9 protein-coding genes are annotated in these 12847 nt (G+C 52.1%); 3 read left to right on the top strand and 6 right to left on the bottom strand.

The features are described 5' to 3' along the window. Nucleotides 1–146 precede the first annotated feature (146 nt). Nucleotides 147–1445 (top strand): alpha-glucosidase/alpha-galactosidase, encoded by a 1299-nt coding sequence (locus tag LBW89_RS01690; RefSeq protein WP_148450549.1) that lies wholly within the window; start codon nt 147–149, stop codon nt 1443–1445. Nucleotides 1446–1830: 385 nt separating this feature from the next. Here LBW89_RS01690 and LBW89_RS01695 read toward each other — a convergent pair whose 3' ends face one another. The 6 genes from LBW89_RS01695 to LBW89_RS01720 all read right to left on the bottom strand — a co-directional run bounded on the left by LBW89_RS01695 (nt 1831) and on the right by LBW89_RS01720 (nt 10594). Next, the gene (locus LBW89_RS01695; protein ID WP_170287026.1) at nt 1831–3186 is read right to left on the bottom strand and encodes an ABC transporter substrate-binding protein; all 1356 of its coding nucleotides are present in this window, start codon (nt 3184–3186) and stop codon (nt 1831–1833) included. A gap of 13 nt (nt 3187–3199) precedes the next feature. Beyond that, nucleotides 3200–4804: a M56 family metallopeptidase gene (locus LBW89_RS01700; protein ID WP_225038309.1), complete on the bottom strand. Its 1605-nt coding sequence runs from the start codon at nt 4802–4804 to the stop codon at nt 3200–3202. An 18-nt stretch (nt 4805–4822) separates the two neighbouring features. Continuing rightward, nucleotides 4823–5194 carry a BlaI/MecI/CopY family transcriptional regulator gene (locus LBW89_RS01705; protein ID WP_148450552.1) on the bottom strand — a complete coding sequence of 124 codons (372 nt, stop codon included), beginning with the start codon at nt 5192–5194 and terminating at the stop codon, nt 4823–4825. Between the two features lie 160 nt (nt 5195–5354). After that, nucleotides 5355–6092, bottom strand: coding sequence for an MBL fold metallo-hydrolase (locus LBW89_RS01710; RefSeq protein WP_148450553.1), 738 nt, complete (start codon nt 6090–6092; stop codon nt 5355–5357). 296 nt (nt 6093–6388) lie between these two features. Further along, the gene (locus LBW89_RS01715) at nt 6389–6745 is read right to left on the bottom strand and encodes a glyoxalase superfamily protein (RefSeq protein ID WP_148450554.1); all 357 of its coding nucleotides are present in this window, start codon (nt 6743–6745) and stop codon (nt 6389–6391) included. A 672-nt stretch (nt 6746–7417) separates the two neighbouring features. Beyond that, nucleotides 7418–10594 carry a bifunctional cytochrome P450/NADPH--P450 reductase gene (locus LBW89_RS01720; protein WP_225038276.1) on the bottom strand — a complete coding sequence of 1059 codons (3177 nt, stop codon included), beginning with the start codon at nt 10592–10594 and terminating at the stop codon, nt 7418–7420. 685 nt (nt 10595–11279) lie between these two features. Here LBW89_RS01720 and LBW89_RS01725 point away from each other — a divergent pair. Both LBW89_RS01725 and LBW89_RS01730 read left to right on the top strand, forming a co-directional pair. Then, entirely contained in the window at nt 11280–11840 is a 561-nt protein-coding gene (locus LBW89_RS01725; RefSeq protein WP_213507569.1) for a glycerol-3-phosphate responsive antiterminator, read from the top strand. Between the two features lie 169 nt (nt 11841–12009). Beyond that, nucleotides 12010–12822: an MIP/aquaporin family protein gene (locus tag LBW89_RS01730; protein WP_225038277.1), complete on the top strand. Its 813-nt coding sequence runs from the start codon at nt 12010–12012 to the stop codon at nt 12820–12822. Nucleotides 12823–12847 lie beyond the last annotated feature (25 nt).

A 12847-nucleotide genomic window follows, 5' to 3' on the forward strand; every position in this document is an offset into this window, starting at 1 on the left:
CCGGCGGCCCCCTCCCCTAATTCAAGTTGGATAATGACATGTTTTCAAGGCGTCGCTCCATGTTCTGTTCGCGGACGGCGGGCGTATAGTGAAGGTACATGATAGCGCTATCTTAATATTTTGATCCTGATGGAGGGGATGAGTGGATGTCGAAGATTACTTTTTTAGGAGCGGGAAGTACGGTATTCGTCAAAAATGTGCTGGGGGATGTGATGCTGACGGAAGCGCTGCAAGGGTTCGAGCTCGCGCTGTTCGATATTGACGCCGAGCGCTTGAGCGACTCGGAACGTCTGCTTAACAGCATGACGGCATCGCTGGGGAGCCGCTGCACCGTCAAGGCCTACAGCGACCGCAAAGCGGCGCTGCGCGGCGCCAAATACGTCATTAACGCCATTCAGGTCGGCGGGTATGACCCTTGTACGATCACCGATTTTGAAGTGCCGAAAAAATACGGACTGCGTCAAACGATTGGCGACACACTGGGCATCGGCGGGATCTTCCGCAACCTGCGTACGATCCCGGTCATGCTTGACTTTGCCAGGGATATTCATGAGGTATGCCCCGATGCCTGGTTCCTCAATTATACGAATCCGATGGCGGTGCTGACGAATGTGATGAACACACACGGCGGCGTAAAAACGGTCGGGCTATGCCACAGCGTTCAGGTGTGCATGCCGCGTTTGTTCGAAACTCTCGGCATGGATCCGAACGGGGTGGAGACGAAGATCGCCGGCATCAATCATATGGCCTGGCTGCTGGAGGTCAAGCGGAACGGGGAGAATCTGTATCCGGAAATCAAACGACGGGCGGCCGAGAAGCAGAAAGAGATCCACGACGATATGGTCCGTTATGAGCTCATGTTCCGCTTCGGCTACTATGTGACCGAATCGTCCGAGCATTCCGCGGAATATCATCCGTATTTCATCAAGCGTTCGTACCCCGAACTGATCGAGCGCTTCAACATCCCGCTGGACGAATACCCGCGCCGCTGCATCAACCAGATTGAAGGCTGGGCAAAAATGCGGGAGAAGCTGTTCGCCAGCGAGCGAATCGAACATACCCGGAGCCTGGAATACGCGTCATATATTCTGGAAGCGATGGAGACCAATAAACCTTACAAAATCGGCGGCAATGTCATGAATACCGGCCTGATCACCAATTTGCCGGCGGAGGCCTGCGTCGAAGTTCCCTGCCTGGTCGACGCCTCCGGGGTGACACCGACTTATGTGGGCGCTCTGCCGCCGCAGCTCGCCGCGTTGAACCGGACGAATATCAACACCCAGCTTCTGACGATCGAAGCGGCGATGACCGGCAAGAAGGAGCACATCTACCACGCCGCCATGCTGGATCCGCACACGGCCGCCGAGCTGTCGATCGACGACATCGTCGCCTTGTGCGACGACCTGATCGAAGCGCACGGGGACTGGCTGCCGGCTTACAAATAAGCGAAAACCAAATTGAGGAAGCCACCTTTCGGATGAAAGGTGGCTTCCTCAACTCTCCGTTTGCGAATCATGACGAGACCGCCAATTATTTGATCCAATGCAAAACGGCATGGGGGAATATGACATTAAAGGGAGGAAACGTCCGGTAGTGGCAACAAAAAATCAACTATGCTTAAACTCAAAGATGGCCAGCAATATCGCCGAAAGCGTCATCCCTAAATAAAATAAGGCTAACAAACCCAGTCCACCTAAAACGATATATTTAAACAGCGACCCAATTCCTTTCCTCACCCTGATCCGCCCCTTACCCTTTTATACTTTCCGACCGGCATGCCTATATCCTAAATTTTATCATTCTAATGGCGGATAAGAAAGAACGTTCATATTAAGGTGTTTCTAACATCTCTGTCTTCATCGCTTGCTCCAACAGCGACTGGCCCGATGTGGATACAAACTCCATCGCCTCTTTCAAAGTCTTTTCTTTCCGCACAACCTTATCCAGTTCATCGCTTGTCAGCGTCTTGAATTTGTCTGCAAACGAATCCGGAAGTTTGGCCTCGCGGCCGTAATCGACCGATAACGGTCGCAATTTGTTAAAAGCCTCCAACCGGCTATCGTTATAATGACTCGTCCGCGTCAACAAGCTGCTGTGGATGACTCGCGCTTTGATGGAGGCGTAGTCATCGCTGTTTACATACTTGATAAAATCCCATGCAGCCTCCAGGTTGGGGGTGCCTGAGCGAATGGCGAAGATTTGACCGACCTCGACGTCGCGTGAAGCGGACCGATCTGCGGGATCGACAGGCCCCGTGACGGTATCGAATGAAAAGGTTTTGTACTTCGGCATCGTCTTAGTCAGACTCTCCAGAGTTTCCAGCAAACCCGCATCGTCCAGCTTCATCGCTACCCGCCCTTGCAAGAATAAATCATTGTCCAGATAGTCCTGCAGCGAGCCGCCGTAAAACGGGGTTTCCGGCAAATAAACGGTACCGGATTGAACCGCGCTTACCGCCATGTCCCAAACATCTCTCCACGAATCCGTATTCAAGGTCACCTGCATCGTTTTCGGGTTTACCGCGGACAATCCTTGCGTTCCGGCAATTCTGTCGGCCAGGGAACCCGCCGATTGCACGAAAGGAACGCTCAGACCGTAGATGCGCCGCTCTCCTTGTCCGTCCGCAGGGAACCTGGCAGCCAATTGTAGGATTTCCCGCCAGGTCATGTTATCCTGTGGAGGACGAACGCCATACTGTTTGAACAAATCCGCATTATAGTATAGTGCCGGGACGTAAAAGGTTGGACTAAGTCCGTAGAGTTGTCCCACTCCCAGTTCCCTCAAAAAGTCGACAATCGGCCCCTGCATGCCGGAAAGCTCGTATTGATCGGACTTGATGAACGGTTCGAGGCTTGACAGCAGACCTTCCTGCACAAAACGTTCGTATTCACTAGAGGATAAATAGAATACATCCGGATTCTCGCGTTGAATGAATTCACGCAATGCCACACTATACTCCTTCGCCGGGTCTATCGTGCTTGAATCCAAAACAGCGACTTCCACATCGACATCCCCGTACCTGCTTAAAAACAAATCCCCGTAATCTTCATAAAAGCTCCTCTCCCCAAAATACATCACTTTTAGGAAACGATGCCGTGTTGTTTGCCCGGACGTAGGGTAACACCCTGCAATAAGCAAACATAGGGCGATAAAACCTATGCCCAACCGCATTTTTCGTCGAAGCATCCCCGGTCCCCCCTTAAAGTACATTCAATTCCACCGTTATCAGATCAGCGGGCAATTTCAAGCGGTCCGCCAAAGTTTGAACGATCTCGGCCCGAATGGCCTCCGGGTCGCTGACGTGGTTGTTCAAAGACTCGATCACCCAAGCATCAATACGCGATAGTTGAGTCTCCAGTTGAGCGTAGTTCGCATAATCCAATACCTTACTGGAGGCATATACTTTGGCTGCGTAAGAACTTTTCTCGCTCCCGCAACGGCTGCTCAGCGGAATTTTGTCCACTCCAGGGAATGTAATCGTACCATCCGCCAATTGAAAATCGATCGGATCCGAGTATGGAATCGCCTCTTGTTTATAAATGTCATAGATGTCGGCATCGGTTAGCTCGTTTATTTGACGGTCGAGTTTAACGAAATGCCGCTCCTCTTTCCGTTCGTCCTCCGTTAGCGAGGATTCGCTGCCGGTCTGAGCCTCGTAACTGATGTCAACGTCGGTCGTGGAAAAAGTCACCGCAGAAACCGATGCAACCGAGGTGGACTTCATGTTCTGGGGAGATAACATGGCAGACGCCGGTTCTACCTTGGCATCCACCACCGTAGCGACCCCGACTCCGGCCAATGCAACAACAACTGCGGATATTCCGGATAAAATAGCCGAACGTCTGCTTCTTTTCGTTGCCTTCAAAATATGCACCAGCCTGTCTCTAATCCAAGCGGCGTTTTCGCTAAAGCCGGTAAATATCCCGGCCGCCCTGGGGGTTGTCGAGCGTTCGAGCACATTCAGAATGGTTTCGCCGTAGAAACGTCTTTCCTGCTCGGGAATTCCGGCAACAACCTGCTGGTCGCAGGACATTTCCATGTAGCGGTCGAGGTCTTTACGCCAACGATAGACCGCGGGGTTAAACCAATGGATCGAACAAGCCAGCAGAGCCAGCACCTTCAAGTGTAGATCCTTCCGTTTGTAATGGATTAGTTCGTGGCGAAAAATGAGCCGCAATTCCCGTTCTTTCAGCTCGATTTCCGGTAATACCAGAGTCGCCTGCCTCAGTCCGATCAGCATGGGCGTGCGCACGGCATCATTCGATTGAAGCGAGACGCTACCTTGAATCCCCATTTCCCGTTTAATGGAGGCGAACAATTCCAGGGCTTCCCCTTCCACGGGAAGATTGGTACGCCGAAGTCTGGCGCGGAACCGGAAATAGGCCGACAATGATCGAAAGCCCGTAACCCCCAATCCCGCCAGCCAAACGAACGGCAGCCAAAACCCGATTTGGGGCAGCAAAGCTTGCAACTCCGTCGAAACTCCCCAATTCATCCAAATGTTTGTGTAACCCGGTGAATTTGTCCAGATCCGGCCGATTGCCGCTCCCTGATCCGCAAGGTATACGGTTGTTTGCTGCAGCATCGGGTCAGCCTCGGTCAGCCCGTTTAATTCATGAGGGCGCATATACATCAATCCGCCGATAACTCCGATCGGCAGAAGCAAAAACAGCAGTACGATCTTATGTGTACGGTAATGCCACTGGGCGTCGAATAATTTGTATGTGAGCGGCTTCGCAAGCCATAGCGCGCCAAACAAGATCGTTCCCGTTATCGATAGGACGACCACCGTGATCGCCAACATCGTTCCCACTCGCTCCCCCTACCTTTCGGAAAACCATTTTTTCAATTCTTCTATCTCCTCGGGGCTGATGTCATCGGCGTCATATAGGGCCGCGAGTAAATTTTTGACCGAACCTTCGTGAACTGTTTCCAGAAAGGCTCTCGTTTCCAGATGTTTGTACTCGTCCTCGGAAAACACGGGAGTATAGTAGTTGACCTTCTTCCGCTTCTCCGTCCGCAGCAGCCCTTTTTCGGTCAAACGGGTCAAAAAAGTCAAAACCGTGGTCGGCTTCCAGTCCTTCCGTTTGTTCAGTTCGGCAAGGATAACCTGGGAGGTTACCGGTCCGCCCGCCGCCCAAACCACACGCATGACCTCTGACTCCGCCTCCGACATCTTTTGCACGGATTTCATAACAACGCTCCTTTGTGATCAACCGCGTATTTTCTACAACTTGTAGTTTATAAATTAAATTCTACAAAATGTAGAATAAAAAGTCAACTTGATACCTCCCATCGCAATAAATGAGATTAGCCCGGCTTTTTCGCCGGGCTTCTTTCATCTCTCTTTTTGATTAATCATACTCCCGCAACAACTGCCGAAGCGCGGCTTCCGCATCGCCTTGATAGATTCCGCCATGATAACAAATCAGTTGCGAAATACGGTAGTTCAGCAATCTGTGAATGGACTTGACCGCTTCCTCCAAATCCTCCGCATACTGCGGGTTGGCTAAGCCGAGTTTCCCGTCTTCGGTTATGGCGACCGCGTCTCCGGCGATCAGCGTTTGGCTGGCCGGTAAGTAGAAGGAGATATGCCCGGCGGTATGCCCCGGTGTCGGAACAACCTCGATCCCTCCGCACCAAGGCAGAAGCTCTCCTTCAAGCAACGGCCGGGTCACTTCAACCGGCTCGATCGTTTTCAAGAAGCCGATAAACTGTTCGACCGCTTGTTTCTCCTCCGCGGGGATTTGAGACAAAGAAGCTTCCGCCTGCTCGATCCGTAACGCTTTCCGGCCTCCGGTTATATAAGGGATTTCCGGCCCGTACGCCATAATCTCCACGCGCGGATATGTCCGTTTCAGCGCCGCGGCGGAACCCATATGGTCCATATCATGATGTGTCAACAGTAATTTGGTTATCGCATCCAGGCTGAACCCCGATCTTGCCGCAGCAGCTTCCAAGCGAGGCAAAAACCCGGGATAACCGCAATCGATAAGAATTAATTCCGCGTTGCCCTTGATTAGCGTCGGCCAAATGGTTTGCTGTTCTCCGTTCTGATCGAATTCGATTTCCAAGCCATGTATTTCAGCCATCTTAACTCCCCTATTTTTCATGATAAAAAGATACGTTGATCCACCCGGCACCTGGGACCTTCCGTAATGCGAACGGCTGTGCCAAGAGCGGCTGCAACCTTTTTAAAATCCTTTTCACCTCCCGCTGAATTGAAGATCCCGTGCACAACGTAATCATAGCAAGGCCAGGGGACAGATGATAGTACCCCATCGGGTACTATCTGGGATAATCTCCGTAAATCATCCGAATATGCAAAAAAACCTGTCTTATCGACAGGTTGGTGGTTGGTACTTTATCAGTTTACGCCTCGTTTCTTTTAAACAAGGGTGCAAATACGTAATTGATTGCCATCCGGATCCACGACTTTCATCATGCGAAGCCCTTCCAGATTCTCATTTGGTGGCTCAGTGATGCGGATATCCTTTTTGCTCTTTAATTCCTCGTACCAGCTATCCACATCCGGAACAAAAAAATGAATTAATCCACCAACTTGGCAGTCTCCGGTATGTTCCGTCAAATAAATGGTCATTTCATCCCTGGAGATCTGAACAAAAACGGGAAAATGTGGTTCATACCGATGTTCCCAGTCGATTTGAAAACCCATTCCCTCCACGTAGAAGGCCTTACTTTTTTCATAGTCCGTTATACGAAATGCAGGAATCACTGTTTGCATATTTCCCCTCCTCTAATTTAGGTATCGTAATTCTTATTCAACGAACGAATTGTATTATCCTTCCAGTTGATTCCAAACAAAACCACCCGTGTGAACGGGTGGTTTGCTCAAAGGCTATAAGCCTTAATTACCGGCTCGCATCTAAAGGCGCTAGCTTTCACTACTAGTCCCCCGTCAAACAACCTTGATAACATAAAATTCCTGCATATCTGCATGCTTTTTTCCTGTTTAAACTCAAAATTTCTAAATACCTGCAAATCTGCAGGAATTTTCGACGAAGCCGGCTCGTTTTTCTAAAATCGCTGGAAATGCCTGCAGATTTGCATCTTTTTTCGCATTCCCTCGGGAATCGGCTTAAATACCTGCAGATTTGCATCTTTTTGGAGTTTGATGCTTCGAAGCTCGGAAGCACACTAGGCGCCTCTTTGGATGTGACATATCACTTCGATTAGCCATTAGGCAACCTTTTCCTTTCGTTATACATCGTAGCTTGAACATTCCTATGATAACGACCCCATCAGGTGGTTTGTTGTTTCGCACGCTTCGCGAGCTCAACTGGCTAAAGCCTCAAATAAAAAGGACGCCCCCGTGCCTTCGCTTGGGTTGCGTCCTTCTCACGTTTATTCCACTTCCAATACTGTTGAAAGCACGTAGGCGGTGGCATGCCGTACTTTAAATGCCGGTCCACACGTCCTTGGCATATTGGCCGGTACTCAGCAAGCCGTCTAGCCAACGGACCGCCGTCGCTTCATCACATTGATGGACTTCTTGATAAGCGTCCCGGAGGGTAGCCTCCACATCGGGCGCCATCCGCGTACCGTCGCCGCATACATATAGGCGAGCCCCTTGATCCAGCAGGCCGATTAAACGCTCTTTGTCCTCCTTCAGCCTATCTTGAACATACACCTTGCATGACTCGTCCACCCGTGAGAAAGCGGTATGCAGCTTGACGATGCCCTCCGCCTCGAAGGCTTCCAGCTCCTCTTTGTAGAGAAAATCCTCATTGGGCCTTCTGCAGCCAAAATACAAATGAGCTTCCCCGAGCGTTCTGCCTTCCTCACGCTGCGCCGCGCGCGCCTGAAGAAACCCGCGGAACGGGGCCAACCCGGTGCCCGGACCGATCATGATCATCGCCGTTTCGGAATGTTCCGGCAACTCGAATCCCGAGCCTGGCCGTCTGATAAATACGGCCACCGCCTCTCCTTTCCCAAGCTCCCGCAAATAGTTCGAAGCGATCCCGCGGTATTCCCCGTGTCCGCTTCGCGCCGGACCGGCAACGACCGCGACCGTGATGCTGACCCGGTTCCGCGACTTTTTGGGCGAGCTTGATATGGAGTAATACCTCGGCTTTAATGGCGGCAGCAGTTCAAGGAAACGATCGAACGGCATTTCGCAAGCCGGGTAGCGTTCGAGCAGCTCCAGCATCGTCACCCGCTTTTTCATAATCTCGTTCTGATAGGTTCCTTCCTCAAGCATCGCTTCCAGTTCTTTTTTGTGAGGAGGACAGGTCGTAAATGCCGCCATTTCCCGCAGTTGGGCCCGGCTGGCCGTCTCCTGCAGCTCGACGCTGTTTCCGAGCAGTTCCATCAGACCGACCGGCTTGCCGAGCGGCAGATGAGCCGCGCTGCGTCCGCCGCCTTCCAGAAGCAAGTGGTCGTCCGGTCGCAATTGAAACCGCCGGATCACCCGTTCGATCAAAGAGCGGGGATTCCGCGGCAGCACGCCGAGATGGTCGCCTTCCCGATATTCCGCCCCTTCGGGGAGGGCTATCTCAATATGACGGGTGCTTCTGTCGCTTTCCGGACTCTGCAGCTCCCGGTTTTCCACAATTTCCGCATGAAAAGCGTCATAGGTCTCGGCTAGCGGCGTACCGACCATACCGCTGACGAAACGAAGCGAGAGCGTGCTTTCCTGTTTCTCGATTCCCTTGTACTTCAGCCCGAAAGCGTCCATGATCCCGGCCCATAGCTTATCCCTCCAAGCTTCATATTGAAGCTCGAAGTCACCGCTGGCGTCCCCTTCTCCCCGCTCTAGCAAGCGCTCGGCGCCCAGCTCCCGGAGACGCTCGTCGATAAAGACGGGGACTTTTTGGTACGTGCTGGCCCAGTTATGGTCCCCGCAGCCGAAAACGGCATACCGGACTCCCTTCAATTTGCCGGCCTCTTCTCCGGATAACCACTCCACAAATTGTCTGCCGTTATCGGGCGGGTTCCCGTTGTAAGAGGCGCTGACGATGAGAACGGCCCCGTCCGCGGGAAGCTTGCCCACGAAGGAATCCATACTTGCGGCCTCGCTTCTGAATCCCAGCAGTCTGCCGTTATCCGCCAGCTCCCGCGCGATCCCCTCGGCGGTGCCCAAGTTGGAGCCGTACAGCACCAGAAGCGGCGTATCGTGTCCTTTCAGATCCGAATCGGGCTGAATAAACGCCGACTCCCGGCTGCTCTCCGCAGCGGTTTCCTCGGGATTCGCGATCCCGATCATCGGCTGTCGTCTGATTTTGACCTGCATCGTAAACTGATCCGGCTTGAGCGTCAGTGTTTCTTTTACCTTCAGCTTGTATTGGGTATGATCCACCGGTTCAAAATGCTTCAGCAGCATGCCAAGCACCAACGTCGCTTCGTGCAGGGCGAACTGCTGGCCGATGCAGGCCCGCTGCCCGTTCCCGAAAGGCTTGAACGCGTGATGCGGGATCTTGGCTTCGTCTTCGAAGCGCTCGGGCCGGAATTCTTCGACTTCCTCCCCCCAGACTTCCTTGTCCCGGTGAAGGATCGGAATCAGAACCGTTACCGCTTCGTTTTGGCGGATCGGATACTTGCCGCCGAGGAGGGTGTCTTCTTTCGCGTATAAAGAGAAAGCCGGAGCGGTCGGCCATAATCGCAGGCTTTCATTCAAAATCATGCGAATGTACTTCAAATCCCTGACCTGTTTATAGCTCGGCACGGGATCCGTCAGGATGCGATCCACTTCCTCCTGGGCTTTTTTCAACTTGTCCGGATGTTTAAGCAGGAAATAAAAAGCGAAGGACAGCAAACCGCTGGTCGTCTCGTGACCCGCTATGAGGAAGGTGATGATCTGGTAGCGAATATTCTCGTCATCCAGCGCCTCGCCCGTTTCGGGATCTTTGCTGGTCAGCATGTGCGCAAGCAAATCGTCCTTGCCTTCGGTTTTGCCGGCACGCCGCTCGGCGATAATTTGGTCCACCGTCGAGAACATCGACTGAATGTCATGATTAAACTGACGTTTGGTCACCAGCATGAGTTTGTTCTGAATACCCAGCCGCTGCCCCTGGTTCATCGCCTCATCCAAAGCTCTTGTCATACTAAGCACGAAAGGGTGCGGGTGCTCCCGGTAAAAGCTGTTAAAGCGGTAATTGAAACCGCATAAACCGATCGTGTCCAGCGTTAGCCGGGTCATATCATCCGGGACATTGACGGACTCCCCCGGATTTAGCCGGGCCCATTTCTGCGTAAGCTGAAGCGCAATGTCCACCATCATTCCATGGTATCCCTGCATGGCTCTCTGACTGAAGCTGGGCAGCAGAATATGGTGCGCTTTTTTCCAGTTCGGTTCATACGTCCAGCTCGTAAACAATCCGTCTCCCGCGAACGCTCTTACCCTCTGCAGCGGACTCCACACGTTTTTGTCAAACTTGGACTGGTCACAGGCCTCCTCGACATAACGATGCCCCGAGATGATGGTTTGCTGACCTCCCGGAAGATCCAGGCGGAAGATGGGGCCGTATTCCTTGGCGAGCTTCATGAAGGACTGCACCGGCCGTTCTGAATCGATATCGGGGAGATTTCCAAGAATACCTTTCGTTTTCGGCTGCGGAATAGATGGGTGTTCCATTCCAAATCCTCCTTCCTTGTTCCAACATATGAAAAGGTTTGACCTTGGAGGAAATTATATACTCACCCTCCAGGAATTAAAGAAACTAAAATATGTCCCACGCACAAGACATACTTCTCCAATAACACAAATATTGGAAGGTGAAACAGATGAAAGTCGGTTTTTTGGAAAATTCTGTGACAGATTTGTTCGGATATAGAAGCCCTTATTTTAGGGAAAAGCGGGCAAAACCCACGATCGTTGCATTAACCTGAGGGGACTAGCGGCTGTAACAGCCTCCCTTTGAGCCAGACGGGTAAATAAGGGCCATTTTAGGCGCTATTTTGTCGAATTTGGCTCTTCGGTGCGAAATAGAGGTCATTTGGGGCCTTATTTTAGAGAAAATCGGGCAAAAACCAGATTTCTGAGCTCATGCCAGAGAAATAGGGCCTTTTTTGACCGCTATTTTGCCTTCGGAGCCGGATTAGGCCGAAATAGCTGCCCAAAAGGCCGCTATTATCCTTCCATCGCTTGCCTCGAAGCGATTCGATCGGAAATGTTGCAGTTCTCGGAAGCGCGTTCAATATCGGCATTCGGATTTACTCGGATTCGGAACGGGCGATTTTAAAATCGCTCCATGTGCTTGCCTAGGATTAAAATCACACTTATCATGGAATGTACACGTCTGACCAAAGGGGCCTGAGATATGAATTTCTATGAACAGCGAATATTGCCTGCGTCGCGGCAGATGAAAGATTTGGAGAAGGCCGTGGCCTCCTCGTATGAGTATCTCGTGCTGCTCGATGTCCATATCGCCCAGCTCAAGCACGCCTGCAGCATGGTGCATCAAGCGAACAAAAAGCTGTTTTTGCACATGGATCTGATTCAAGGCCTGCAGAGCGACGGATACGCGACCGAGTATCTTTGCCAGGAGTATCGGCCGTACGGGATATTGTCCACCAAGTCCAGCGTCATTCAAAAGGCAAAGCAAAAAGGCGTCGTCGCCGTGCAGCGCATCTTTTTGATTGACAACAGCGCCTTGGAGAAAAGCTGCAAACTGCTGGAGAGCACGCAGCCGGATGTCATCGAAGTTTTGCCCGGCGGCATGCCGAGCGTGATCCGCAAGGTGAAAGACCGAACGAACCTGCCGATTTTGGCGGGTGGATTCATCTCTTCAAGAAATGATGTAGAACTGGCTCTGCAAGCGGGCGCCGAAGCGGTGACCACCTCGAACAAGAATTTGTGGCGAGAATTTGAAAAAAAGTGATTGACAACGTTTACAAATTTAAATAAAATTTGATTCAAGTTAATAATGTTATGGAGACTTGGAGATCTACATGGAAGGTGCCCCACCCCAGCATGGGTGGTTTGGGCGCATACTTGATGTAGGTCTTTTTGTGTTCTCCGAACATGGATAATCATGGGGAGGGGTTTTCATGTCAGCGTTTTGGGGAGAGTTGATTGGAACCATGATACTGATTGCACTGGGCGGAGGCGTATGTGCAGGCGTATCGCTAAAAAAATCTTTTGCGGCGAATTCAGGCTGGATCGTCATTACTTTGGGTTGGGGGCTGGCGGTCGCGATGGGGGCCTATGCGGTAGGTTCGATCAGCGGCGCCCATCTCAACCCGGCGCTGACCCTGGGGCTGGCGCTGATTGGGAATTTCCCCTGGGCCGACGTCCCCTCGTACATCGCGGCGCAAATGCTCGGGGCCATTCTCGGGGCCGTCATCGTGTACCTGCATTATTTGCCGCATTGGAAGGCGACGGAAGATCCGGCCACCAAGTTGGGTGTATTCGCCACTGGTCCGGCCGTGTTCCATCCTTTCTCCAACTTGATGAGCGAAATGATCGGGACGTTCATTCTGGTGCTCGGGATTTTGGCCATCGGCGCCAACAAGTTTACGGATGGGCTAAACCCGCTGATCGTCGGCTTTCTGATCGTCAGCATCGGCTTGTCGCTAGGCGGAACGACCGGATATGCGATCAATCCGGCGCGCGACTTGGGACCGAGAATCGCGCATGCGCTGCTGCCGATCGTGGGCAAAGGCGGCTCCAATTGGAGGTACGCCTGGATCCCGGTCGTAGGGCCGCTGCTGGGCGGGTCGCTGGGGGCGCTATTTTACAAGAATGTATTCCTGGGCCAATCGGACCCGGCCATTTGGGTCGTGGCGGGTATAGCGGTCATCATCTTCGGTATCGCGCTTATTTTCTCCGGCAAAAGCGTCAAACACAGCGTATCCTTGTAAGCGCCATCATATGATTGATCATACT

The organism is Paenibacillus sp. alder61, assembly GCF_020179875.1.
GTDB lineage: Bacteria > Bacillota > Bacilli > Paenibacillales > Paenibacillaceae > Fontibacillus > Fontibacillus faecis.